Source organism: Pseudomonas sp. zfem002, from assembly GCF_032621685.1.
GTDB classification, from domain to species: Bacteria; Pseudomonadota; Gammaproteobacteria; order Pseudomonadales; family Pseudomonadaceae; genus Aquipseudomonas; species Aquipseudomonas japonica.
This window is the reverse complement of the sequence record NZ_JAVYJH010000031.1, coordinates 1-23,528: the sequence shown is the minus strand read 5'-3', so window position 1 is coordinate 23,528 and position 23,528 is coordinate 1. Positions and strand designations below refer to the sequence as shown.

23 protein-coding genes are annotated in these 23,528 nt (G+C 63.5%); 15 read left to right on the top strand and 8 right to left on the bottom strand.

The annotated features are described in order from the left end of the window. Window positions 1–3: 3 nt before the first annotated feature. From RTI28_RS27085 to dksA, 4 genes are all read right to left on the bottom strand, one after another. A complete protein-coding gene (locus RTI28_RS27085; RefSeq protein WP_316923351.1) occupies window positions 4–2,958 on the bottom strand; it encodes a sensor histidine kinase in 2,955 nt (984 codons plus the stop codon). After that, on the bottom strand, window positions 2,942–3,118 hold the full coding sequence (locus RTI28_RS27080; RefSeq protein ID WP_003250005.1) for a hypothetical protein: 177 nt from the start codon (window positions 3,116–3,118) through the stop codon (window positions 2,942–2,944). The genes RTI28_RS27085 and RTI28_RS27080 overlap by 17 nt, the downstream gene beginning before the upstream one ends. A 152-nt stretch (window positions 3,119–3,270) precedes the next feature. After that, window positions 3,271–4,158, bottom strand: coding sequence for a tRNA glutamyl-Q(34) synthetase GluQRS (gene gluQRS / locus RTI28_RS27075; RefSeq protein ID WP_316923350.1), 888 nt, complete (start codon window positions 4,156–4,158; stop codon window positions 3,271–3,273). Between the two features lie 64 nt (window positions 4,159–4,222). Further along, the gene (dksA, locus tag RTI28_RS27070) at window positions 4,223–4,669 is read right to left on the bottom strand and encodes an RNA polymerase-binding protein DksA (protein ID WP_042125775.1); all 447 of its coding nucleotides are present in this window, start codon (window positions 4,667–4,669) and stop codon (window positions 4,223–4,225) included. Between the two features lie 213 nt (window positions 4,670–4,882). On the opposite strand from dksA, the gene RTI28_RS27065 reads away from it, so the two are divergent. Both RTI28_RS27065 and sfsA read left to right on the top strand, forming a co-directional pair. Next, window positions 4,883–6,055, top strand: a complete 1,173-nt coding sequence (locus RTI28_RS27065; protein ID WP_316923349.1) for a pyridoxal phosphate-dependent aminotransferase — start codon at window positions 4,883–4,885, stop codon at window positions 6,053–6,055. Beyond that, window positions 6,055–6,768, top strand: a complete 714-nt coding sequence (gene sfsA, locus RTI28_RS27060; protein WP_316923348.1) for a DNA/RNA nuclease SfsA — start codon at window positions 6,055–6,057, stop codon at window positions 6,766–6,768. The genes RTI28_RS27065 and sfsA overlap by 1 nt, the downstream gene beginning before the upstream one ends. On the opposite strand, the gene RTI28_RS27055 is transcribed toward sfsA, so the two are convergent. Next, window positions 6,758–7,078 carry a Rieske (2Fe-2S) protein gene (locus RTI28_RS27055; protein WP_316923347.1) on the bottom strand — a complete coding sequence of 107 codons (321 nt, stop codon included), beginning with the start codon at window positions 7,076–7,078 and terminating at the stop codon, window positions 6,758–6,760. The two genes, sfsA and RTI28_RS27055, sit on opposite strands and share 11 nt — an antisense overlap. A gap of 137 nt (window positions 7,079–7,215) precedes the next feature. On the opposite strand from RTI28_RS27055, the gene RTI28_RS27050 reads away from it, so the two are divergent. From RTI28_RS27050 to RTI28_RS27035, 4 genes are read left to right on the top strand one after another with little or no spacing between them, the layout of a single operon-like run. After that, window positions 7,216–8,094 (top strand): hemin ABC transporter substrate-binding protein, encoded by an 879-nt coding sequence (locus RTI28_RS27050; RefSeq protein WP_316923346.1) that lies wholly within the window; start codon window positions 7,216–7,218, stop codon window positions 8,092–8,094. 50 nt (window positions 8,095–8,144) lie between these two features. Beyond that, window positions 8,145–9,128 carry an iron ABC transporter permease gene (locus RTI28_RS27045; protein ID WP_316923363.1) on the top strand — a complete coding sequence of 328 codons (984 nt, stop codon included), beginning with the start codon at window positions 8,145–8,147 and terminating at the stop codon, window positions 9,126–9,128. After that, window positions 9,128–9,895, top strand: a complete 768-nt coding sequence (locus RTI28_RS27040; protein WP_316923345.1) for a heme ABC transporter ATP-binding protein — start codon at window positions 9,128–9,130, stop codon at window positions 9,893–9,895. The genes RTI28_RS27045 and RTI28_RS27040 overlap by 1 nt, the downstream gene beginning before the upstream one ends. Window positions 9,896–9,904: 9 nt before the next feature. After that, window positions 9,905–10,804 carry a ChaN family lipoprotein gene (locus tag RTI28_RS27035; RefSeq protein ID WP_316923344.1) on the top strand — a complete coding sequence of 300 codons (900 nt, stop codon included), beginning with the start codon at window positions 9,905–9,907 and terminating at the stop codon, window positions 10,802–10,804. 180 nt (window positions 10,805–10,984) lie between these two features. On the opposite strand, the gene RTI28_RS27030 is transcribed toward RTI28_RS27035, so the two are convergent. The 3 genes from RTI28_RS27030 to RTI28_RS27020 all read right to left on the bottom strand — a co-directional run bounded on the left by RTI28_RS27030 (window position 10,985) and on the right by RTI28_RS27020 (window position 13,413). Then, window positions 10,985–11,257, bottom strand: a complete 273-nt coding sequence (locus RTI28_RS27030; RefSeq protein ID WP_316923343.1) for a TfoX/Sxy family protein — start codon at window positions 11,255–11,257, stop codon at window positions 10,985–10,987. 142 nt (window positions 11,258–11,399) lie between these two features. Continuing rightward, window positions 11,400–11,744, bottom strand: coding sequence for a pentapeptide repeat-containing protein (locus tag RTI28_RS27025; protein WP_316923342.1), 345 nt, complete (start codon window positions 11,742–11,744; stop codon window positions 11,400–11,402). Window positions 11,745–11,850: 106 nt separating this feature from the next. Then, a complete protein-coding gene (locus tag RTI28_RS27020; RefSeq protein WP_316923341.1) occupies window positions 11,851–13,413 on the bottom strand; it encodes an AAA family ATPase in 1,563 nt (520 codons plus the stop codon). 118 nt (window positions 13,414–13,531) lie between these two features. Between RTI28_RS27020 and mrcB the strand changes: the two genes are divergently transcribed. From mrcB to msrQ, 9 genes are all read left to right on the top strand, one after another. Then, a complete protein-coding gene (gene mrcB, locus RTI28_RS27015) occupies window positions 13,532–15,853 on the top strand; it encodes a penicillin-binding protein 1B (RefSeq protein ID WP_316923340.1) in 2,322 nt (773 codons plus the stop codon). Window positions 15,854–15,878: 25 nt separating this feature from the next. Continuing rightward, window positions 15,879–16,628 carry a tetratricopeptide repeat protein gene (locus RTI28_RS27010; protein WP_316923339.1) on the top strand — a complete coding sequence of 250 codons (750 nt, stop codon included), beginning with the start codon at window positions 15,879–15,881 and terminating at the stop codon, window positions 16,626–16,628. Next, on the top strand, window positions 16,625–16,957 hold the full coding sequence (locus RTI28_RS27005) for a YqcC family protein (protein ID WP_316923338.1): 333 nt from the start codon (window positions 16,625–16,627) through the stop codon (window positions 16,955–16,957). The genes RTI28_RS27010 and RTI28_RS27005 overlap by 4 nt, the downstream gene beginning before the upstream one ends. Window positions 16,958–17,371: 414 nt before the next feature. Continuing rightward, window positions 17,372–19,096 (top strand): acetolactate synthase 3 large subunit, encoded by a 1,725-nt coding sequence (locus tag RTI28_RS27000; protein WP_042125827.1) that lies wholly within the window; start codon window positions 17,372–17,374, stop codon window positions 19,094–19,096. Window position 19,097: 1 nt separating this feature from the next. Continuing rightward, window positions 19,098–19,589, top strand: coding sequence for an acetolactate synthase small subunit (gene ilvN, locus RTI28_RS26995; RefSeq protein WP_042125802.1), 492 nt, complete (start codon window positions 19,098–19,100; stop codon window positions 19,587–19,589). Between the two features lie 54 nt (window positions 19,590–19,643). Continuing rightward, window positions 19,644–20,660: a ketol-acid reductoisomerase gene (gene ilvC / locus RTI28_RS26990; RefSeq protein ID WP_009398817.1), complete on the top strand. Its 1,017-nt coding sequence runs from the start codon at window positions 19,644–19,646 to the stop codon at window positions 20,658–20,660. Between the two features lie 147 nt (window positions 20,661–20,807). Next, window positions 20,808–21,665 carry a CDP-diacylglycerol--serine O-phosphatidyltransferase gene (pssA, locus tag RTI28_RS26985; protein ID WP_316923337.1) on the top strand — a complete coding sequence of 286 codons (858 nt, stop codon included), beginning with the start codon at window positions 20,808–20,810 and terminating at the stop codon, window positions 21,663–21,665. A gap of 66 nt (window positions 21,666–21,731) precedes the next feature. Continuing rightward, entirely contained in the window at window positions 21,732–22,745 is a 1,014-nt protein-coding gene (gene msrP / locus RTI28_RS26980; protein WP_316923336.1) for a protein-methionine-sulfoxide reductase catalytic subunit MsrP, read from the top strand. Continuing rightward, on the top strand, window positions 22,745–23,365 hold the full coding sequence (msrQ, locus tag RTI28_RS26975) for a protein-methionine-sulfoxide reductase heme-binding subunit MsrQ (protein ID WP_316923335.1): 621 nt from the start codon (window positions 22,745–22,747) through the stop codon (window positions 23,363–23,365). Before msrP ends, msrQ begins: the two co-directional genes overlap by 1 nt. The last annotated feature ends 163 nt before the right edge of the window (window positions 23,366–23,528 follow it).

Below are 23,528 nucleotides of genomic sequence, written 5' to 3'. Positions count from 1 at the left end.
GTCTCAGTTCACAGCGGACGTCGCTTCGACATGTCGTGGCAGGGTCACACGGATCCGGGTGCCACGTTGGCTCTTGGTATCGGCCGGGCTGTCGATGGTGATCTGTCCATAATGCTCTTCCACGATGGAATAGACCAGAGCGAGCCCCAGCCCCGTTCCTTCGCCCGGGTCCTTGGTGGTGAAGAAGGGTTCGAACAGGCGGTCCATGATGTTTTTCGGGATACCGCTGCCTTCGTCCTCGACGATCAGGTCGACGGTATGTTCGCTGGCCTCGCTGCGCACTCGCACCGCGGCACCGGCGGGAGAGGCGTCACGGGCGTTGGAGAGCAGGTTGATCAGCACTTGCGCGAGGCGTTGCGGATCGCCCTCGACCCAGTGTTCGGGATCGCACAGGTTGAAGAACTGTACTTCGAAATTGCGCCGGTTCAACGCCAGCAGACCGATGGCATCCTGCGCCACTTCGGCCAGGCATACCGGCTCGTCGCTGTGCTGGTGGCTGCCGGCGTGGGCGAAGCTCATCAGCGACTGGACGATGCGCGAGATGCGCTTGGTCTGTTCGAGAATCTGGCTGCTCAGCTCGGTGATCTCGCCGTCGTCCTCGCGTTCCTCGCGCAGGTTCTGCGCCAGGCAGGCAATGCCGGTCACCGGGTTGCCGATCTCGTGGGCGACCCCGGCGGCCAGGCGGCCGATACTGGCCAGGCGTTCGGAGTGGACCAGCTTGTCTTCGAGCATCTGGGTTTCGGTGAGATCTTCCACCAGCAGGACCAGGCCGCTGTTGCCGGGGGCCAGGGGTTCGTCGATGGCCGCCTTGTGCAGGTTAAGCCAGCGGGTCTGGCCATCGAGACCCAGGCGCTGCTTGTGCAGGTGTTCGTCGGGGACGTTGATGAAACCCTGCAGCAGGCCGCGCCAGGGTTCGACGATGGTGCTCAGGCGCGAACCGACCACGCGCTTGGCGGGAATCCCGGTGAGTTCCTCCATGGCCTTGTTCCACATGAGGATCTCCTGGTCCTTGGCCAGGGAGCACACGCCCATCGGCAGTTCCTGCAGGGTCTGCCGGTGATAGCGGCGCAGGGCGTCGAGTTCGGCGGCGAGGCCGGTGAGCCGGGAGTGGTAGTCCTCGAGGCGGCTTTCGATGAAGTGGATGTCCTCGGTGACGTAGTTCTCGCTGCCGGACTTGTAGGGCAGGAAGGTTTCCACCATGTCCTGGGCCACGCTCGGCCCCATCAGCCCGGACAGGTTGGCCTCGATGCGATCGCGCAGGCGGCGCAGCGCATAGGGACGGCGCTCGTCGAAAGGCAGGTAGAGGTCGCGCAGGGCCTGTTCGACTTCCTTCTGTGCGGCCTTGGCCCCCAGTGGCTTGGCCAGCTGAGTGGCGAATTCCTGCGGTGAAGCGGCGTGCAGTTCGCGGCGTTGCGGCCGGCGCACGTTGTCCACGGCGCAGGCTTCGGCAGCCGAGACTTCCTCGGAGCTGGCATTGGTGAACAGGGAAATCAGGGTGAACAACAGCACGTTGGCCGCCAGCGAGGCGATGGCCGCCATGTGCCAACTGGTGTCGTCCAGCACGTAGATCATGTTCAGCAGCGGGATGTAGAAGCCCTGCAGGTTGCCCACCAGCGGCAGCAGCATGGTCACCATCCACACCGTGATGCCGGCGAGCAGGCCGGCGATGAAGCCGCGGCGGTTGGCGGTCGGCCAGTACAGCACCGAGAGCACGCCGGGGAGGAACTGCAGGGTGGCGACGAAGGCGACGATGCCGAGGTTGGCCAGGTCTTGTTGTGCACCGAGCAGCAGGTAGAAACCGAAACCGGCGGCGATGATGGCGACGATCAGCGCACGGCGGGTCCACTTCAGCCAGCGGTAGATGTTGCCTTCGGCGGGGGGCTGGTACAGCGGCAGCACCAGGTGGTTCAGGGCCATGCCGGAGAGGGCCAGGGTGGTGACGATGATCAGGCCACTGGCGGCGGACAGCCCGCCGATGTAGGCGAGCAACGCCAGCGCCTGGTTGTCGGCGGCGATGCCCAGGCCGAGGGTGAAGTACTCCGGATTGGTGCTGGCGCCGAGCTTGAGGCCGGCCCAGAGAATCAACGGCACGGCCAGGCTCATCAGCAGCAGGAACAGCGGCAGGCCCCAGCTGGCGCTGACCAGCGAGCGCGGGTTGAGATTCTCGGTAAAGGCCATGTGGTACATGTGCGGCATGACGATGGCCGAGGCGAAGAACACCAGCAGCAGGGTGCGCCACGGACCTTCCTGCAGCGGCGTGTGCAGGGCGGCGAGGGCGGTCTGGTTCTGCAGCAGCCAGACTTCCAGTTGATGCGGGCCGCCGAACACACCGTACAGTGCATACAGACCGACCCCACCCAACGCCAGGAGCTTGACCACCGACTCGAAGGCGATGGCGAAGACCAGGCCTTCATGTTTTTCGCGGGTCGCGATGTGCCGCGAGCCGAAGAAGATGGTGAACAGCGTGATCATCGCGCAGAAGGCCAGGGCCACGCGGCTCTTCACCGGCTCGCCGGTGAGAATGCTGATGGAGTCGGCTACTGCCTGGATCTGCAGGGCCAGCAGCGGCAGCACACCGATCAGCATGAACACCGTGGTCAGGGCGCCGGCCCAGGTGCTGCGGAAACGGAAAGCGATCAGGTCGGCGAGCGACGACAGCTGGTAGGTACGGGTGATCTTGAGAATCGGATAGAGCAGCACCGGCGCCAGCAGGAACGCGCCGGAGACGCCGAGGTAGCAGGCGAGGAAGCCGTAGCCGTACTGATAGGCCAGGCCGACCGAGCCATAGAAGGCCCAGGCGCTGGCGTAGACACCGAGCGACAGGGTGTAGGTCAGGGGATGGCGGATGATCGCCCGGGGGATCATCCCGCGTTCGCTGATCCAGGCCACGCCGAACAGCACCAGCAGGTAGGCGGCGCTGATCAGGATCATCTGGGTCAGGCTAAAGCTCATCGGCATCACGTTGGCTCTGCAGGATAAAGGTCACGACGATCAGGATCAGCCAGAGCAGGTAAGGGCGATACCAGGCGCCGGTCGGCTCGATCCACCAGTCCATGATGGCCGGGGAGAACAGGTAGATCCCCACGACCAGGAGCAGGACCAAACGATAGATGTACATGCTGGCCTCACTGGATTTGTGCGCTTCGAACTGGACTTATTATTGGCGCAAAACGCGGGTGATGGTAACGGAAGCCCCGACGCCTGCAAACGGGCTGGCGGTCATGGGCCAAGGGATTGAATCTATTGGCCTTTCTGTTCGCCGGCAAGCACTCAGTGCAGATCTGCTTCAGGGACGGTGAGGCGCTGCGCAATCGCTTGAGCATTCCAGTGGCGGGCGGCGTGGGCCAGGACCTCCTCGGGCCGGGCTTCGAGCATGCCGGCGTCGGTGTCCTGGCCGAGTGCACGCAGGGCCCGCAGGATCAGTGGGGTGGCCTGTTCCGCCGGCAGCGGTGCGGAGCGATAGGTCTTGCCCAGCTTGTGGCCATCGGGCTGGATGATCAGCGGCACATGCAGGTAGCGTGGTTGTGACAGGCCCAGCAGTTCCTGCAGGTACAACTGGCGGGGCGTGTTGTCCAGCAGGTCGGCACCGCGGACGATATCGGTCACGCCTTGCCAGGCGTCGTCGAGCACCACCGCCAGTTGGTAGGCGTACAGGTTGTCGCGTCGGCGGATGACGAAGTCGCCGACTTCACGCCCCAGATGCTGCTGGAAATGCCCTTGGACGCGGTCATCGAAGCCGTAGGTCAATTCCGGCACCCGTATGCGAATCGCTGCGTCTTCCGGGCTGTGGCCAAGGTTGCGGCACAGTCCCGGATAGATGCCGCCATAGGCCTCCAGTTGCTTGCGCGAACAGGTGCAGGCGTAGGCCAGGCCCTGGCGGAACAGGCGTTCGACCACTTCGGCGTACGCCGCGTGACGGTCATGCTGATAGACCACCTCGCCATCCCATTCCAGGCCGTAGCTTTCCAGGGTCCTGAGAATCGCCGCCTGGGCGCCGGGGGCTTCCCGTGGCGGATCGATGTCTTCCATGCGCAGCAGCCAGCGGCCGCCCACGGCACGGGCGTCGAGCCAGGAGGCAAGGGCGGCCACCAGCGAGCCGAAGTGCAGGAAACCACTGGGAGTAGGGGCGAAGCGGCCGATGTAGCGGGAGTCGGTCATGATCTGTGCGGACTGTATAAATGAAACGGGGCGCTGGAAGCGCCCCGTTCTGCTGGAGTGAGGATCAGGCCTTGCCGACCTGTTTTTCCTTCTTCTCCGCGAGTTCCTTGCAGTCGAAGCACAGGTCCGCGGTCGGACGTGCTTCCAGGCGCCGCAGGCCGATCTCGACACCGCAGGCATCACACCAGCCGTATTCGTCGTCGATGATCTTCTGCAGGGTCTTGTCGATTTTCTTGATCAGCTTGCGCTCGCGATCGCGGTTGCGCAGTTCCAGGGCGAACTCTTCTTCCTGGCTGGCACGGTCGGCCGGGTCGGGGAAGTTGGCGGCTTCGTCCTTCATGTGGTCCACGGTGCGATCGACGCTGGTCATCAGGTCCTGTTTCCAGGCACCGAGGAGTTTGGTGAAGTGCTTTTTCATGGGCTCGCCCATGTACTCCTCACCCTTGGTCTCCACATAGGCATCGACACCGTACATGGAATGACCGGCTTTTTGCTTTTCTACGGTGGACATGAATAGACCGCCTCTCACTCATCTGATCCAATGCGCAGGATTGCTTCCATCTCCGGCGACCGCCGGCCCTGCGACTGCGAGCCGCCGAACTTACCAGATAGGATCGGGGTGCGCTACTCCCGGTTATCTCCGGTAGGACAGCGAGGTTTACCCATACGTTCGCCGTGGCGCGCGGGTAGAATCATCAGTTTAGTCCCAATTGAGAGAAGGCCAATGGCTCAGCCCTACAGTGCGCGCAGTCGCGCCATCGAACCCTTCCATGTCATGGCATTGCTGGCACGGGCCAACGAACTGCAGGCGGCCGGTCACGATGTGATCCACCTGGAAATCGGCGAGCCGGACTTTTCCACCGCCGCCCCCATCGTCGAAGCCGGGCAGGCTGCGCTGGCCGCCGGGCATACCCGCTACACCGCAGCCCGCGGCCTGCCGGCGCTGCGCGAAGCGATCTCCGGCTTCTATGCCACGCGCTACGGCCTGAGCATCGACCCGCAACGCATCCTTATTACACCCGGCGGTTCCGGGGCCCTGCTGCTGGCCAGCAGCCTGCTGGTCGATCCGGGCAAGCACTGGCTGCTGGCCGATCCGGGCTACCCCTGCAACCGCCACTTCCTGCGGCTGGTGGAGGGTGGGGCGCAACTGGTACCGGTGGGGCCGGAGGTCAACTATCAACTCAACGCCGACCTGGTCGAGCGCTATTGGGACCACGACACCGTCGGCGCCCTGGTGGCATCGCCGGCCAACCCGACCGGCACCGTGCTCGACCGTGATGCCCTGGCCGGGCTGTCCCGGGCGACCCGTGCGCACAACGGCCACCTGGTGGTGGACGAGATCTACCATGGCCTGACCTACGGCATGGATGCCCCCAGCGCCCTGGAAGTCGACGACCAGGCCTTTATCCTGAATAGTTTCTCAAAATATTTCGGCATGACCGGATGGCGTCTCGGCTGGCTGGTCGCGCCGCCGGCGGCCATCCCCGAGTTGGAGAAGCTGGCGCAGAACCTCTACATCAGTGCCCCGAGCATGGCCCAGCATGCCGCGCTGGCCTGCTTCGAGCCTCGCACCATCGAGATCCTCGAGGAGCGCCGCGCCGAGTTCGCCCGCCGCCGCGATTTCCTCCTGCCGGCCTTGCGCGAACTGGGCTTTGGCATCGCCGTGGAGCCGCAAGGCGCCTTCTATCTATATGCCGACATCAGCAAGTTCGGCGGTGACGCCTTCGCCTTCTGCCGGCACTTCCTCGAAACCGAGCACATCGCGTTCACGCCGGGCATCGACTTCGGCCGCCATCAGGCCAGTCATCATGTGCGTTTCGCCTATACCCAGAGCCTGCCGCGCCTGCACGAGGCGGTGGAGCGGATTGCCCGCGGGCTGCGGAGCTGGCAAGGCTGATGCGCTTTTCTCCTGTGCTCGAAGAGGCGCGTCTGCTGCGGCGCTACAAGCGTTTTCTCGCCGATATCGAAACCCTCGATGGCGAGCAACTGACCATCCATTGCCCCAATACCGGCTCGATGCTCAATTGCATGAAGGAGGGTGGCCAGGTCTGGTTCAGCCGCTCCAGCGACCCCAAGCGCAAGCTGCCGGGTACCTGGGAAATCAGCGAAACCCCGCAGGGGCGCCTGGCTTGCGTCAATACCGGGCGGGCCAATGCCATCGTCGAGGAAGCACTGCGGGCCGGGGTGATCCGTGAGTTGGCGGGCTTCACCGCGTTGCGCCGTGAAGTGCCTTACGGCGAAGAGAAAAGCCGCATCGACTTCCAACTGACCTTCGACAGCGGTCCGGCCTATGTCGAGGTCAAGAGCGTGACGCTCGGTTTCGACGGCAGCACCATCGCCGCCTTTCCCGATGCGGTCACCCAGCGCGGCGCCAAGCACCTGCGTGAACTGGCGGCACTGGCCCGCCAGGGCGTGCGTGCGGTGCAGCTCTATTGTGTGAATCTCGACGGTATCGAAGGCGTGCGCCCGGCGGAGGAAATCGACCCGGGCTATGCCATGGCCTTGCGCGCGGCGCAGCTCGACGGTGTGGAAGTGCTGGCCTACGGCGTTGCGCTGGACAACCAGCAGGTGCGCATCGATCGCGCCTTGCCGGTGCTGCTCAATCCTTGAGCCAGATGCCCTGGCTGTCTTCCTGGCAGTCCAGGGCCTGCAAGGCTTCACCCTCGCAGGGGCCGGCGACGCACTCGCCGCTTTCGATCAGGAACAGCGCGCCATGATGGGCGCAGGCGATCAGGCTGGCGCTGCTGTCGAGAAACTGCTCCGGCTGCCAGTTCAGCGGGATCCCGCGGTGCGGGCAACGGTTGCGGTACAGGTAGACCCGGCCCTGGCGGCGCACGCCGAGCAGTTCCAGGCCGGCGTGGCTGAATCCACGGCTCTGGCCTTCGCCCAGTTCGGCGGAATGACAAAGGAAGTGCTTCACAGGGAGTTCCGTGGCGAATGCTGGCGGCTTGACGCTCAAATGCAAATAATTATCAAATTGCTGGCCCCGATGGCGCCGGACGCCTTTATACCCTGTCCGCCGCCTCCCTTGAACCGTCATGAACAGGAAGCTCCCCAATGCGCCGATGTGCCAGCCTGATCGCCCTCTGTATCGGGCTCGTCTTCAACCCGGTGCAGGCGGAGCAACTGCCGCAGCGCTGGGTCAGCGCCGGTGGCGCGCTGAGCGAGTGGATCGCCGAACTGGGCGCCGAGTCGCGTTTGGTCGGCGTCGATACCACCAGCCAGCATCCTGAATCGCTGAAAGCCTTGCCGAGCATCGGTTACCAGCGTCAGCTGTCCGCCGAGGGGGTGCTGAGCCTGCGTCCTGACGTGCTGGTCGGTACCGAGGAAATGGGGCCGCCGCCGGTGCTTGCGCAGATCCGCGGCGCCGGGGTGCGGGTCGAACTGTTCTCCAGTCGCGCCGATCTCGAGGCCGTGCAGCTCAACCTCAAGCACCTTGGCGAACTCTTGGGCAAGCCGGAGCAGGCCGAGCAGCGCTACAGCGACTACCGCAAGCAGCTCGACAGCCTGCGCGAGCGGATCAAAACCGCTCAGGGCGCGGATAAGGCACCCGGCGTGATCCTGCTGGTAGGCCACGCTGGCGCCAAACCGATGATCGCCGGCAAGGGCACCGCAGGCGACTGGCTGATCGAGCAGGCGGGCGGACACAATCTGGCGACCCACGAGGGCTACAAGAACTTCTCCAGCGAGACCCTGGCGGCGCTGAACCCGCAGGTGGTGGTGTTCTCCGACCGCGCCCTGGCCGGTGACGCGGCCCTGCAGGCGCTGCTCAAGGAGAACCCGGCCCTGGCCGCATCCCGCGCGGCCAAGGAAAAACGCCTGGTCGACCTCGACCCGACCCTGCTGGTCGGTGGTCTCGGCCCACGCCTGCCGGCCGGCCTGCAGGCGCTGGCCCAGGCGTTCTATCCGGCGGCGAAGGCGCGCCTGGCGCCATGATCCGACTGGTCAAGCCGCGCACGCTGTTCATCGTCCTTGGCGCGCTGTGCCTGCTGGCGATCTGGTTGTCGCTGGCGCTCGGGCCGGTCAGCCTGCCGTTGCTGGATACCCTGCGCGCCGGTCTGCGCCTGCTCGGTGTGCCGGTGACGGCGGACGGGCTGGAGCAGGCCGAGCTGATCCTCGGCCAGATCCGTCTGCCACGCACCTTGCTGGGGCTGGCCGTCGGCGCGGTGCTGGCCCTGGCGGGCGTGGCCATGCAGGGCCTGTTTCGCAACCCGCTGGCCGATCCCGGGCTGGTCGGTGTGTCCAGCGGCGCGGCACTCGGTGCGGCGATTGCCATTGTCGGCAGTGCCTGGGCCGGAGGCGTGCCGGAAGCCTTCGCCCCGTACCTGCTGTCGCTATGCGCCTTTCTCGGTGGTCTCGGCGTGACCGCGCTGGTCTATCGACTGGGGCGGCGCGACGGCCAGACCAGCGTCGCCACCATGCTGCTCGCCGGGATCGCCCTGACCGCCCTGGCCAGTTCGGCGGTGGGCCTGTTCACCTACCTGGCCGACGACGCCACCCTGCGCACCCTGACCTTCTGGAACCTGGGCAGCCTCAACGGTGCCAGCTACCAGCGCCTGTGGCCGCTGGTGCTGGTGGCGAGTGCCGTGGCGCTGTGGCTGCCGCGCCGCGCCGAAGCGCTGAATGCCTTGTTGCTGGGTGAGTCGGAGGCGCGGCACCTGGGCTTCGACGTCGAGAAACTCAAGCGCGAACTGGTGTTCTGCACCGCCCTCGGTGTCGGTGCGGCGGTGGCGGCGGCGGGCTTGATCGGCTTCATCGGCCTGGTGGTGCCGCACCTGGTACGTCTCCTGGTCGGGCCGGATCACCGTGTGCTGCTGCCGGCTTCCCTGCTGGCGGGCGCTTCGCTGCTGCTGTTCGCCGATCTGATCGCGCGCCTTGCGTTGGCGCCGGCGGAACTGCCGATCGGCATCGTGACCGCGTTCATCGGCGCGCCGTTCTTTCTCTATCTATTGTTGCGGGGGCGTGCCTGATGCTCCAGGTCGAGGATTTGCAGGTGGTTCGTGGGCGCAACATCGTGCTCGACGGCATCGAACTCAGGGTGCGACCCGGCGAGGTATTGGGTGTGCTCGGGCCCAACGGGGCCGGCAAGAGCACCTTGCTCGGTGCCTTGTGTGGCGAACTGACGCCGACTCGCGGGCGCGTGTTGCTGGATGAGCGTGCGCTGTCCGACTGGCCCGGTCATGAACGCGCCCAACGCCTGGCCGTACTGCCGCAAGCGTCGAGCCTGGGTTTCGCCTTCCAGGTCGAGGAAGTGGTGAGCATGGGACGCTTGCCCCATCGCACCGGGCAGGAGCGCGATCGGGAGATCGTCAGCGCCGCGCTGCAAGCGACCGATGCCCTGCACCTGGCCGGGCGCAGTTACCTGGCACTCTCCGGTGGCGAACGTCAGCGCGTGCATCTGGCGCGAGTGCTGGCACAGTTGTGGCCGGGCGAGCAGGGCAGGACCCTGCTGCTGGACGAACCCACCTCCGCGCTCGACCCGTTGCACCAGCACACCACCCTGCAGGCGGTGCGCGGGTTTGCCGATCGCGGCGCCGCGGTGCTGGTGATCCTTCACGACCTGAACCTGGCCGCACGCTATTGTGATCGTATCCTGTTGCTGGAAAACGGCCAGCCGCATGCCTTCGACACGCCCGAGCGGGTGCTGCAGCCCGCGGCGCTGAAGGCAGTGTTCGGCCTCGACGTGCTGGTCCAGCCTCATCCCGAGCGGGGGCATCCGCTCATCATTGCCCGATAGGAGTTGCGCATGTCCCGGTCCTGGTCTTTCGGCATCCTGTTTCTGCTGGCCTGGGGCCTGGCGGGATGTCACTCCACTGGCGCGTTGCCGGCATTGCCGCCGTTACCGGCGTGGCAGAGTCCGGAAGGGCGCGAGCATGCCGAGCTTGGCCAGATCCGCGAAACCGCCAGCGGCGAGCTGCTGACTCCGTCGCAACTGGTTGAGCGGCTGGCCGTGGCGCCGCGGGTACTGGTGGGCGAGCAGCACGACAATCCCGATCACCACGCGCTGCAGCTCTGGTTGTTGCAGGCGCTGAACCAGCAGCGACCGCAGGGTAGCCTGTTGCTGGAAATGCTCGAGCCGGTGCAGCAGGACAAGGTCGATGCAGTACGTCAGCAGCAACCACTGCCGGATGATCTGGCCGCCGCTATCGACTGGCGCCAGGGCTGGGACTGGACGTTCTATGCACCGCTGCTGCGCGAGGCGTTCAGCCGCGGCTATCCGCTGCTGGCGGCCAATCTTGACCGCGACGAAATGAAGAGCATCTACCGTAACCCCCCGACATTGAGCGGCCCGCGCACCAACGCACCGGCGGTGCGGGAGGTGCTGCTGGAGGAGGTGCGCGCGGGCCATTGCGGCATGCTCCCGGAGAGCCAGTTGCCCGCCATGCTAGCGGTGCAGCAGCAACGCGATCGGCGCATGGCCCAGCGCCTGCTTCAGGCGCCCGCGCCGGCGCTGCTGCTGGCCGGTGGGCAGCACGCGCGCAAGGATGTCGGCGTACCGCTGCATCTGGCGGATCTCGGCGCGGTGTCGGGCAACCCGGTGCTGATGCTGGTGCAGGTCGGCGAGCAGGTTGGTGCGCAGGAAGCGGATTATGTCTGGTTCACCGCGGCCCTGCCGAAGCGGGACTACTGTGCCGATCTGAAATGAAGAATCGCGGGCAAAAAAAGACCCGGCAAAACTGCCGGGTCAATAACCGTGATTAGCCTGATGAGGAGATAATCTGAGAGTCCGAACCAAGGTCTTTCAGCTTATCCAACCAGTCTCGCGACCAGTTGTGGTAATCATAACGATTCTCATTTCGAAGTCAATCGGCCAATCCACAAATTTTCAATTTTTTTTCCGCTGGGTCGTCGCATCGAGTTGCTGGTTCAGGGCTTCCTTGCGCTCCACGGGAATGTCGTTCCAGTGGACATCCAGCAGAGCGCCTTCAATCGCGTACAGCAGCACCTTCGATGCCCGGAATCCCCGCGTGCGTACCGCCCGATAGGCATCCACCGCTCCGAGGCGGCGGAGGTCCGATGCGCTGTGGATGCCTACCGCGTGCAGCCATTGCGCCGAGGTCTTGCCAAGATTCTTCAGGTGCTGGAGTTCGTCGTTCATCAAGCCTCCTTGCGCCGGCTGAACGGATCTTGTGGAGGAAGTCGCGGGTAATCAATGAGGAGTGTAGCGGCACTTGGCAATAACGCGGCTATTTGCCAGTGCCGCTGGGAAGAAGCTGCCCGGGGGGTTCGCCGGGCGCGTGTCAGCGTGTGCGATAGCGCAGGCGGGTGCCGAAGTTCACTGACATGAGGATTTCGTCGGCGCTCAGTTCCGGCGGGAACCAGGTCCCGGAGATCTGCGCATGGGCCAGGCTCGCGCCCTCCAGCGGGACATCGCGCAGGTCGAGGCCACGCAGGTCGGCGGCGCGGAAATAGGCACCGCTGAAGTCGATGCCCGAGGCATCGAGGTTGCGCAGGTCGAGGCCGCGGAAGTCGCCATCACGAAAATCGATGCTGGCGTCCTGCGGTTTCTCGCGGTTGAACCCGGTGATGTCCTCGTTGTGAATCAATGCGTACAGCGAGCTGTCGAGTTGCCGTGGCTGATTCATGGAGCGCGCCTCCTGGGTGGCCAGATAATGGCATTATAGTGTCACCCAGTGCGGAAGCCGCGGAGCAGAGGCGTGAAGTGTGGACTGCTTCACGCCTCCAGCGGTTTTACAGGCCTGGCAGGCGTTGGCGGATCTGTTTGACCAGATCGTCGAGGCTGGTGCTTTCGTTGGTTTCCACACGCTTGCTCTGCAGCAGTTCCTCGGCGCTCAGGGCATCGCGGCTGGCTTGCTGCGCGGCAACCACTTCCAGGGTGGCGTCTGACGGGTCGTTCTGATCTGCCTGACGCTGCGCCAGCCAGCTGGCGATGACCGCTTGCGGTGCATTGCAGTCGAGGATCAGGAACGGCACGCCGGTCTCGCTGGCAACCTCGGCGGCGTTCTGCCGTTGTGCCTGTTTCAGGTAGGTGGCATCGATCACCACCGGGAAACCGGCGCGCAGAATCACCTCGGCCAGATGATGCAGGCGCGCATAGGTGGCCTGGTTGGCGTCGGTGCTATAGATGCCGGCTTGCAGCTGGCCCGCCGCCGCGGCGCTCTGTTCGCCGAACAGGCGCTTGCGCTCCACGTCCGAGCGCAGGCGGATCGCGCCGAGGGCTTCGACCAGGCGCATCGCCACATGGCTCTTGCCCACCGCGGACACGCCGTGAGTGATGGCCAGCAGGCGCGAAGGAATGGCGCTGTAGCTCTCCGCCAGGTTGGCGTAGTTGCGGTACTGGCGCAGGGTAGTGGCGCGCTGCACGCCATCGGCGTTGGCCGGCATGCTGAACAGCGCGACCTTGGCCCGCACCAGGGCGCGGTAGGCCTTGTAGAAATTCAGCAGTTCCAGGCCCTGGTAGTCGCCGGTGAGTTCCAGGTACTGGCTGACGAAGCGCCGCGACAGCGACTTCAGGCCGCGGTCTTCCAGGTCCATGGCGAGGAAGGCGGTGTCGGCGTAGACATCGGTAAGGCGGAACGGCTCGTTGAACTCGATGCAGTCGAAGATCACCACCTTGCCGTCGATGACGGTGGCGTTGCCCAGGTGGATATCGCCGTGGCATTCGCGGATGAAGCCTTGCGCCTTGCGCTCCGCGAGCAGCTTGTGCAGGCGGTCGAAGCTGCTGCGGGCCCACGCCTGCAGGGCGTCGAGCTGTTGCAGGTCGGCCTTGTCGCTGAGGAATGGACGGATCTGCTCGAAGTTCTGTTCCACCGGCGCCATTACGCTTTCCGGCGTGCCCAGCGGATGCTCGACGGCGACCCGCGGCGCCTGCAGGTGGAATTCGGCGATCTGCCTGGCCATCTGGTCGATGTGCGCGGCGGTCAGCTCACCGTTCGCCTGCAGGGTGCTGAGCATCTGCTCCTGGGGGAACTGGCGCATCTTCAGGGCGAACTCGATCGGCTCGCCAGCACCGCCCAGTTGCGGCGCCTCGGCGCTGCCGGTGATCGGCAGGACGTCCAGGTACAGTCCATCGGTCAGGCGCTGGTTCAGGCGCAGTTCTTCGTTGCAAAAGTGTTCACGGCTGGACAGTTCGGTGAAGTCGAGGAAGCCGAAGTTCATCGGTTTCTTGACCTTGTATGCGTAGTCGCCTGTGAGCACGACCCAGGAAATATGCGTCTCGATAACCCGGAAATCCTTCACCGGATGGGGGTACAGGGCGGGGTTCTGCAGGGCTGCGATCAAGGCTTGGCTCACGGGCGATCCTTCCGGGACAAATGGGATTTCAATCGGCCATTATGGCGGCAAGCATGCCGTCTGGAAACCGCCGGAGGGCGTCTGTCGATGAACGATAAAGTGCGTATAATCCGCGCCCATGACACGTACCCGATCCTCCCGTACCCCGAAAAAACAACCGTCTGGTCGCGCTCGCGCCTGGCTCGGCTGGGCCATCAAGCTCAGCCTGGTCGGTCTTGTGGTGCTGGCCGGTTTTGCCGTCTATCTCGATGCGATCGTCCAGGAGAAATTCTCCGGCAAGCGCTGGACCATTCCGGCCAAGGTGTATGCCCGGCCGCTGGAACTGTTCGTCGGCCAGAAGCTGAGCAAGGACGACTTTCTCGTCGAACTCGACGCGCTCGGCTATCGCCGTGAAAGCGTGGCCAATGGTCCTGGTGCGGCGGCGGTCAGCGGCAATACGGTCGACCTGAACACGCGCGGCTTCCAGTTCTATGAAGGCCTGGAGCCGGCGCAGAAAGTCCGCGTGCGTTTCTCCGGCGACTACGTGGCTGGCCTCAGCGCGGCCAACGACGCCAAGCTGGCGGTGGTGCGCCTGGAACCCCTGCTGATTGGCGGGCTGTATCCGAAGAATCTCGAAGACCGCATCCTGCTCAAGCTCGATCAGGTACCGCCCTACCTGCTGGAAACCCTGGTGGCGGTGGAAGACCGCGACTTCTATCACCACCTGGGCGTCTCGCCCAAGTCCATCGCCCGGGCGATGTGGGTCAACACCTCGTCCGGCGCCATGCGCCAGGGCGGCAGTACCCTGACCCAGCAGTTGGTGAAGAACTTCTTCCTGACCAACGAACGCAGCCTCAGCCGCAAGCTCACCGAAGCCATGATGGCGGTGCTGCTGGAGTTGCATTACGACAAGCCGGAAATCCTCGAGGCCTACCTGAACGAAGTGTTCATCGGTCAGGACGGCCAGCGCGCGGTGCATGGCTTCGGCCTGGCCAGCCAGTTCTTCTTCAGCCAGCCGCTGTCGGAACTGAAGCTGCATCAGGTGGCCCTGCTGGTGGGGATGGTCAAGGGGCCGTCCTACTACAACCCGCGGCGTTACCCGGAGCGCGCCCTGCAGCGGCGTAACCTGGTCCTCGACCTGCTGGCGGAGCAGGGCGTGGCCACGCCGGAAGCGGTCGAAGCGGCGAAGAAGATGCCGCTGGGCGTGACCAGGCGTGGCAGTCTGGCCGACAGCTCGTTCCCCGGCTTCCTCGACCTGGTCAAGCGGCAACTGCGCCAGGACTACCGCGACGAAGACCTCACCGAAGAAGGGCTGCGCATCTTCACCAGTTTCGACCCGATCCTGCAGATGAAGGCCGAGTCCTCGATGGCTGACACCTTCAAGCGCCTGGGCGGGCGCAAGGGCGCGGACGAAGTCGAGGCGGCGATGGTGGTGACCAATCCGGAAACCGGTGAGGTCCAGGCCCTGATCGGCAGTCGCCAGGCCGGATTCGCCGGTTTCAACCGGGCGATCGACGCGGTACGGCCGATCGGCTCGCTGGTCAAGCCGGCGGTCTACCTGACCGCGCTGGAGAAACCGAGCCAGTACACCCTGACCAGTTGGGTGCAGGACGAGCCGTTTTCGGTCAAGGGCGCCGATGGTCAGGTGTGGAAGCCGCAGAACTATGATCGTCGCCCGCACGGCACCATCTACCTGTACCAGGGCCTGGCCAACTCCTACAACCTGTCGACGGCCAAGCTGGGCCTGGAACTGGGTGTGCCGAATGTGCTCAAAACCATAGGACGACTGGGTGTCGAGGTCGACTGGCCGGCGTTCCCGTCGATGCTCCTGGGCGCCGGCGGCATGTCGCCGATGCAGGTGGCGACCATGTACCAGACCCTGGCCAACGGTGGCTTCAATACGCCGATGCGCGGTATCCGCAGCGTCCTGACCGCCGAAGGCGAGCCGCTCAAGCGCTATCCATTCCAGATCCAGCAGCGCTTCGACCCGGGCTCCATCTACCTGGTGCAGAACGCCATGCAGCGGGTGATGCGCGAAGGTACCGGGCGCTCGGTGTACAACGTGCTGCCGAGCTCCCTGAACCTGGCAGGCAAGACCGGTACCAGCAACGACTCGCGCGACAGCTGGTTCGCCGGCTTCAGCCAGGACCTGCTGGCGGTGGTCTGGCTCGGTCGCGACGACAACGGCAAGACGCCATTTACCGGTGCCACCGGTGCCTTGCAGGTGTGGACCAGCTTCATGCGCAAGGCCGACCCGCTGCCGCTGGATATGCCGCAGCCGGACAACGTGGTGCAGGCGTGGGTCGATCCGCGCACCGGCCAGGGCTCCGACGCGAGCTGCCCGGGCGCGGTGCAGATGCCGTATATTCGCGGCAGCGAGCCGGTCGCGGGCGCGGCCTGCGGCGGCGAACAGACACCAGCCGACTCGGTCATGGACTGGGTCAAGGGCTGGATGAATTAATCGGCGATTGCCAAGAGGACGTGACGTGAAAAAATGGTGGTTTCCTGCCCTGACGGCGCTGGCCTTGCTCAACGGCTGCGCCACCGTGCAGCGTGGCTCGATTCCGGTGGTGGACTCGGGTACCCGTGTGTCCAACAGTGAACGGGTCCAGGCCAATCGTACCGGGACCGCGGCGGTGCGCAGCGGCACCAGCCAGAACCAATCGATTCCGCAGGACAGCGGCGTGACCGTGATGATCCCGCAAGGCAGCGGTGCCACGCCGATCCAGACTTTCCCGGCCTCCACCGCGCCGTCCGGGATCAGCACCGGGCCAATCACTCCCGGGCCTGTGACGTCGGAGCCATTCACCCCGGCGCCGAGCAGCAACGCGGGCAGCTACACCATGCCTTCCGCGCCGACCGGCATTCCGCGGGCGAACAGCAGCGCGGGCGGCCTGTCGGCGGACGAGCAACTGGATGGTCCGGTGCTGGCGCTGCTGACCACGGCCCAGCAGCAGCAGGGCAGTGGTGACTACAACGGCGCTTCGTCGAGTCTGGAGCGCGCGCAGCGCATCGCACCGCGCGAGCCGCAGGTGCTGTACCGTCTGGCCCAGGTCCGCCTGGCCCAGGGTGATGCCGCGCAGTCCGAGCAACTGGCGCGTCGCGCGTTGACTTACGCCAACGGCCGTCCCGACCTGCAAGCCGGGTTGTGGAACATCATCGCCCAGTCCCGCGAAAAGCAGGGTGACGCCGCCGGTGCCGCCCTGGCGCGGCAGAAAGCCCAGGCCACGCTGTGATGGATTCGCGCATCCTGGATATCGCCGATCACCTGCTGCTGATCGAGCGCGAACTGCATGTGCAGGGCTGGTGGAGCGATGCGGCGCCGAGTGCCGAGGCGCTGGCCAGTACCGTGCCCTTCGCGGTCGACAGCATGAGCTTCGAGCAATGGCTGCAGTGGATCTTCCTGCCGCGCATGAAGGAGATCCTCGAACGTGGCCTGCCGCTACCCAATGCCTCGGGCATTCTGGTGATGGCCGAGACGGTGTATGTCGATCGCCCTGAGGAAAGTCGTCAGTTGCGCAAGCTGCTGGCGGAGTTCGATCAGTTGATCAGTCCATCTGCCTGATTTTTCTGCCGTTTATCGTCCGGGGCCGCTTTTGCGGCCCCGTTTCGTTTGGCGCGGGTCAGCGCAAACGTTTCCGTGCGGCTGGCAGAGGCGCTGCGGCGGAATTTAAACCGTGAAGTCACTTGACTTGCGCAGTTCGAATCAGAACAATCCAAAGTCCGCTGTAGGGGGACTGCCAGAAGCAGACCCGCTAAGCAGATCATGAGGCGCACACCCGCGCCGACCTGTTACACCCCGCAACGCGTTACCTCGCGCTGGGTGGGAAAACCCCGCAACACTTTGGGGCGCTCCCAATACTTGCTCAGTCAGTGCTGACGTAGTCGGCGATTCCGTCGCTCATGCTCTGCTTGGCAGTAAACCTATTAAGACCCGTTCCGGAGCGAACGGTATTCTGGCGTTTTAGAGGTGAACAACGTGGAGCTTTTATCTGGCGCTGAAATGGTCGTCCGCTTTTTGCGTGACGAAGGCGTTAAGCACATCTATGGGTACCCTGGTGGTGCTCTCCTTCATGTTTACGATGCTCTGTTCAAAGAACCGGAAGTGCACCACATCCTGGTTCGCCACGAGCAGGCAGCTACCCATATGGCGGACGGTTACGCCCGTGCTACCGGCAAGGCCGGCGTGGTACTGGTGACCTCCGGTCCTGGCGCGACTAACGCCATCACCGGCATTGCCACCGCATACATGGACTCCATTCCGATGGTCATCCTCTCCGGTCAGGTGCCCAGCACCATGGTCGGTACCGATGCCTTCCAGGAAACCGACATGATCGGTATTTCCCGGCCGATCGTGAAGCACAGCTTCATGATCAAACATGCCTCGGAAATCCCTGAAGTCCTGAAAAAAGCCTTCTATCTCGCCCAGTCCGGCCGTCCAGGCCCGGTTGTCGTCGACATTCCGAAGGACATGACCAACCCGGCTGAAAAGTTCGAGTACGTCTATCCGAAGAAGGTCAAGCTGCGCTCCTACAGCCCGGCAGTCCGTGGCCATTCCGGCCAGATCCGCAAGGCGGCGGAAATGATCCTCGCAGCCAAGCGTCCGATCATCTATGCCGGCGGCGGCGTGATCCTCGGTGGTGGCTCCGAGCCACTGACCGAACTGGCGCAACTGCTCAACGTACCGGTGACCAACACTCTGATGGGGCTCGGCGCCTATCCAGGTACCGATCGCCAGTTCGTCGGCATGCTCGGCATGCACGGCAGCTACACCGCCAACCTGGCGATGCACCATGCCGATGTGATCCTCGCTGTCGGCGCGCGTTTCGACGATCGCGTGATCAACGGGCCGGCCAAGTTCTGCCCTAACGCCAAGATCATCCACATCGACATCGATCCGGCGTCGATCTCGAAGACCGTCAAGGCTGACGTCCCGATCGTCGGACCGGTCGAGAGCGTGCTCACCGAGATGCTCGCTGCCGTTCGCGAGATCGGCGAGAAGCCTGAAAAGGCGGCCATCGATGCCTGGTGGCAGCAGATCGAAGAGTGGCGCGGCGACCGCGGACTGTTCCCTTATGACAAGGGCGACGGCAGCGTCATCAAGCCGCAGACCGTGATCGAGACCCTGTGCGAAGTCACCAAGGGCGACGCTTTCGTCACCTCCGACGTGGGCCAGCACCAGATGTTCGCGGCGCAGTACTACCGCTTCAACAAGCCGAACCGCTGGATCAACTCCGGTGGCCTGGGCACCATGGGCTTCGGTTTCCCCGCGGCCATGGGCGTCAAGCTGAACTTCCCGGAGGCCGACGTGGCCTGTGTCACCGGCGAGGGCAGTATCCAGATGAACATCCAGGAACTGTCGACCTGCCTGCAGTACGACCTGCCGGTGAAGATCGTCAACCTGAACAACGGTGTGCTGGGCATGGTTCGCCAATGGCAGGACATGTCCTACAACAGCCGTCACTCGCACTCCTACATGGAGTCGCTGCCTGACTTCGTCAAGCTGGCTGAAGCCTATGGTCATGTGGGTATCCGCATCACCAGCCTGAAGGACCTCAAGCCCAAGCTCGAAGAAGCCTTCGCCCTCAAGGATCGCCTGGTGTTCATCGACATCCAGGTCGACAACAGCGAGCACGTCTATCCGATGCAGATCAAGGATGGTTCGATGCGCGACATGTGGCTGAGCAAGACGGAGCGGACCTGATATGCGGCACATTATTTCCCTGCTGTTGGAAAACGAACCCGGTGCCCTGTCCCGCGTCGTCGGCTTGTTCTCGCAACGCAACTACAACATCGAAAGCCTGACCGTAGCACCGACCGAGGACCCGACCCTGTCGCGTCTGACGCTGACCACGGTTGGCCATGATGAGGTGATCGAGCAGATCACCAAAAACCTGAACAAACTGGTTGAGGTGGTCAAACTGGTCGACCTGTCGGAAAGTGCTCATATCGAGCGCGAACTGATGCTGGTCAAGGTGAAGGCCACTGGCGCCCAGCGTGCCGAGATCAAGCGCACCACCGATATCTATCGTGGGCAGATCGTCGACGTCAGCGCCAGCGTGTACACCGTGCAGTTGACCGGCACCAGCGACAAGCTCGACAGCTTCATTCAGGCAATCGGCACTGCGTCCATCCTGGAAACCGTGCGTAGCGGTGTCACCGGCATTGCCCGTGGCGACAAAGTGCTCAGCATCTAACTCGACAAAATTAGCGAATGGCCTGAACAAGGCCGAGATAACAGGGGTATTTTCATGAAAGTTTTCTACGACAAAGACTGCGATCTCTCGATCATCCAGGGCAAGAAAGTTGCCATCATCGGTTACGGCTCCCAGGGCCACGCTCAGGCGTGCAACCTGAAGGACTCCGGTGTGGATGTCACCGTCGGTCTGCGTAAAGGTTCGGCTACCGTTGCCAAGGCTGAAGCCCACGGCCTGAAAGTCGCTGACGTCGCTACCGCCGTCGCCGCTGCCGACCTGGTCATGATCCTGACCCCGGACGAATTCCAGGGCACCCTGTACAAGAACGAAATCGAGCCGAACATCAAGAAGGGCGCTACCCTGGCCTTCTCCCACGGCTTCTCGATCCACTACAACCAGGTCGTTCCGCGTGCCGACCTCGACGTGATCATGATCGCGCCGAAGGCCCCGGGTCACACCGTTCGTTCCGAGTTCGTCAAGGGCGGTGGTATCCCTGACCTGATCGCTGTCTACCAGGACGCTTCGGGCAACGCCAAGAATGTCGCCCTGTCCTACGCCGCTGGCGTCGGTGGCGGCCGTACCGGCATCATCGAAACCACCTTCAAGGACGAGACCGAAACCGACCTGTTCGGTGAGCAGGCCGTTCTCTGCGGCGGTACCGTCGAACTGGTCAAAGCCGGTTTCGAAACCCTGGTCGAAGCTGGCTACGCGCCGGAAATGGCCTACTTCGAGTGCCTGCACGAACTGAAGCTGATCGTCGACCTCATGTACGAAGGCGGTATCGCCAACATGAACTACTCGATCTCCAACAACGCCGAATACGGCGAGTACGTGACCGGTCCTGAAGTCATCAACGAAGAATCCCGCAAAGCCATGCGCAACGCTCTGAAGCGCATCCAGGACGGCGAGTACGCGAAGATGTTCATCAGCGAAGGTGCTACCAACTACCCATCGATGACCGCCAAGCGTCGCAACAACGCCGCCCACGGCATCGAGATCATCGGCGAGCAACTGCGCTCGATGATGCCTTGGATCTCGGCGAACAAGATCGTCGACAAAACCAAGAACTGATTGGTTTTGATGCAATGAAAACGCGGCTTCGGCCGCGTTTTTTCATTTCCGGGGTCAGCTTCTGGTATAAGCTTTCCATCCGTTTGTCGGCGAACCCTCGCCGCGAACCTTTGTCGAAACTTTCCAAACCGTTGCAAGGTAATCTCCATGAGCGAACGTCCCGAAGAGCCGAACAAGGCCTCTGACGCCGAAAGCCTGCTACCGATCGATGAGCATGTCGAAGAAGGACATGACGCCGAAGGACGCAAAGTCCGCCACCGCGGCATCTACCTGCTGCCCAACCTTTTCACCACCGCGAACCTGTTCGCCGGTTTCTACTCGATCATCAACTCGATGAGCGCCCAGAGTGCCCTGAGTGCCGGTGATCCTCGCGAGGCGAGCAAGTATTTTGCCTTCGCCGCCATCGCCATCTTCGTCGCCATGGTGCTTGACGGTCTCGACGGCCGTGTTGCGCGCATGACCAATACCCAGAGCGCCTTCGGTGCCGAGTACGATTCGCTGTCCGACATGGTTGCCTTCGGTGTGGCACCAGCGCTGCTGGCCTTTGGCTGGGCGCTGGGTGACATGGGCAAGGTCGGCTGGATGGTCGCCTTCATCTATGTCGCCGGTGCGGCGCTGCGTCTGGCTCGCTTCAATACCCAGGTGGGCAAGGCCGACAAGCGCTACTTCATCGGCCTGGCCAGTCCGGCCGCGGCGGGTGTCGTCGCCGGTACGGTCTGGGCCTTCAGTGACTACGGTATCCAGGGCTCGAAGCTGTCGTTCCTGGTCGCGTTGCTGGTTGCCGGCGCAGGCATGCTGATGGTCAGCAACATCAAGTACAACAGCTTCAAGGAACTGGACCTTAAAGGTCGGGTGCCGTTCGTGGCGATTCTCGCCGTGGTATTGGTGTTTGCCGTGGTCTTCAGTGATCCGCCGCGTATCCTGCTGCTGATCTTCCTCGCCTACGCGGCGTCCGGCCCGGCTCAATATTTGTTACGCATACGTCGCCGGAAAAACGCGGAGTAGGGCTGCAATATTTTTCAGACTCCGTAGTCTACTGCAGCATCTGTCCTGCGGTTCTGCGGAGTCATCATGCTGATCAAGTTCCCCCGGGCCTCCGACTGCTCTGAGTCGGAGGTCACGCCTGAGTCGCTCTATCTTTCCCGTCGATCCCTGCTCGGTGCTTCCGTGGCGGGTCTGGCTATTGCCGGACTGCCTGGATGGGCTGGCGCGGGCGAGGTGTCACGTTATGCCGATGCGGAGCCGGGTGCGGCGCCGGCCTGGTTTACCGAGAAATTGCCGGCCACCCGCTGGCAGGCAGTGACCGCACAGGGAGAAGCGATCACGCCATTCAAGGACGCGACCCACTACAACAACTTCTATGAGTTCGGCACTGACAAGGGCGACCCGGCGGAGAATGCCGGTGGTTTGCCGACCTCGCCCTGGACCGTTGTCATCGATGGTGAGGTTGGCAAGCCGGGGCGTTACGCGCTCGAGGACTTCGTGAAGCCTTATCAGCTCGAGGAGCGGATCTACCGGCTGCGCTGTGTGGAGGCCTGGTCGATGGTCATTCCCTGGCTGGGCTTTCCGCTCGCCGCGTTGCTCAAGGAAGTGGAGCCGACGTCGCAGGCGAAGTATGTGCGCTTCGAAACGCTGCAGGATCCCAAGCACATGCCGGGACAGCGTTCCGGCTTCGCCTTGATCGACTGGCCATATGTGGAAGGCTTGCGCCTGGATGAGGCGATGAACCCCTTGGCTATTCTCGCCGTAGGGATGTATGGCCGCGAGCTGCCAAACCAGAATGGCGCGCCGCTGCGCCTGGTGGTGCCGTGGAAGTACGGGTTCAAGAGCATCAAGTCGATCGTGCGCATCAGTCTGGTCAGCGAGCAGCCGCAAACCACCTGGCAGCGCATTGCACCGGAGGAGTATGGCTTCTATGCCAACGTCAATCCCTCGGTGGATCACCCGCGCTGGACCCAGGCACGGGAGCGCCGGTTGCCGAGCGGTCTGTTCAGCCCCAATGTGCGTGAGACGCAGATGTTCAATGGTTATGCGCAAGAAGTGAGTTCGCTGTACACCGGCCTCGACCTGAGGAAGAACTACTGATGCGCTATCCATGGTTGCGCTTGTGCATCTTCGTTCTGGCTGCCGTATGGCCGCTGTTGTGGCTGTATCAGGCATGGATCTTCGCGCTGGGGCCGGATCCGGGCAAGGTGCTGGTGGATCGCCTCGGATTGGGTGGGCTCATCTTTCTGTTGATCACCCTGGCGATGACGCCGTTGCAGAGGGTGACCGGCTGGTCCGGCTGGATTGTGGTCCGCCGGCAGTTGGGCTTGTGGTGCTTTGCTTATATAGCACTGCACCTGAGCGCTTATCTCTTCTTCATTCTTGGTCTCGACTGGGGGCAAATGACGGTCGAGTTGCGCAAGCGGCCGTACATCATCGTTGGGGTGCTGGGCTTCTTCGGGTTGCTGAGCCTCGCGCTGACCTCCAACCGTTACAGCCAGCGTCGGCTCGGGGCGCGCTGGAAGCGCCTGCACAAACTGGTCTATGTGATTCTCGGTCTGGGCCTGCTGCACTTTCTCTGGATCGTGCGGGCGGACCTCAAGGAGTGGAGCGTCTATGCCGTGATTGGCCTGGGGTTGCTGCTCCTGCGCGTACCGGCGGTCAACCAGCGCCTGCCGCGGTTTGGTAGTCGGAAAATGCGTTCCGTAACAAAAGTTTAAATAAAGTGTTGACGTGCTGTTTTATCTCTCTATAATTCGCCCCACTTCCGGCGCAGTCGAAACGGAAAACTCCTTGAGAATCAATGAGTTGGATGTTTCAGGTAGTATCGGAAGTGCTTCGGTCGTTGACGAAGGCGGTTGAAAAAGGCAGTTGACAGCAGGT

What these genes read in the sequence shown, in the direction of transcription:
- msrQ (WP_316923335.1), top strand. Translation starts at nt 22,745, where the DNA reads ATGCGCTATCCATGGTTGCGCTTGTGCATCTTCGTTCTGGCTGCCGTA.
- sfsA (WP_316923348.1), top strand. Translation starts at nt 6,055, where the DNA reads ATGCGCTTTTCTCCTGTGCTCGAAGAGGCGCGTCTGCTGCGGCGCTAC.
- pssA (WP_316923337.1), top strand. Translation starts at nt 20,808, where the DNA reads ATGAGCGAACGTCCCGAAGAGCCGAACAAGGCCTCTGACGCCGAAAGC.
- RTI28_RS27040 (WP_316923345.1), top strand. Translation starts at nt 9,128, where the DNA reads ATGCTCCAGGTCGAGGATTTGCAGGTGGTTCGTGGGCGCAACATCGTG.
- msrP (WP_316923336.1), top strand. Translation starts at nt 21,732, where the DNA reads ATGCTGATCAAGTTCCCCCGGGCCTCCGACTGCTCTGAGTCGGAGGTC.
- RTI28_RS27035 (WP_316923344.1), top strand. Translation starts at nt 9,905, where the DNA reads ATGTCCCGGTCCTGGTCTTTCGGCATCCTGTTTCTGCTGGCCTGGGGC.
- dksA (WP_042125775.1), bottom strand. Translation starts at nt 4,669, where the DNA reads ATGTCCACCGTAGAAAAGCAAAAAGCCGGTCATTCCATGTACGGTGTC.
- RTI28_RS27065 (WP_316923349.1), top strand. Translation starts at nt 4,883, where the DNA reads ATGGCTCAGCCCTACAGTGCGCGCAGTCGCGCCATCGAACCCTTCCAT.
- RTI28_RS27080 (WP_003250005.1), bottom strand. Translation starts at nt 3,118, where the DNA reads ATGTACATCTATCGTTTGGTCCTGCTCCTGGTCGTGGGGATCTACCTG.
- ilvC (WP_009398817.1), top strand. Translation starts at nt 19,644, where the DNA reads ATGAAAGTTTTCTACGACAAAGACTGCGATCTCTCGATCATCCAGGGC.
- mrcB (WP_316923340.1), top strand. Translation starts at nt 13,532, where the DNA reads ATGACACGTACCCGATCCTCCCGTACCCCGAAAAAACAACCGTCTGGT.
- RTI28_RS27085 (WP_316923351.1), bottom strand. Translation starts at nt 2,958, where the DNA reads ATGCCGATGAGCTTTAGCCTGACCCAGATGATCCTGATCAGCGCCGCC.
- gluQRS (WP_316923350.1), bottom strand. Translation starts at nt 4,158, where the DNA reads ATGACCGACTCCCGCTACATCGGCCGCTTCGCCCCTACTCCCAGTGGT.
- ilvN (WP_042125802.1), top strand. Translation starts at nt 19,098, where the DNA reads ATGCGGCACATTATTTCCCTGCTGTTGGAAAACGAACCCGGTGCCCTG.
- RTI28_RS27030 (WP_316923343.1), bottom strand. Translation starts at nt 11,257, where the DNA reads ATGAACGACGAACTCCAGCACCTGAAGAATCTTGGCAAGACCTCGGCG.
- RTI28_RS27025 (WP_316923342.1), bottom strand. Translation starts at nt 11,744, where the DNA reads ATGAATCAGCCACGGCAACTCGACAGCTCGCTGTACGCATTGATTCAC.
- RTI28_RS27050 (WP_316923346.1), top strand. Translation starts at nt 7,216, where the DNA reads ATGCGCCGATGTGCCAGCCTGATCGCCCTCTGTATCGGGCTCGTCTTC.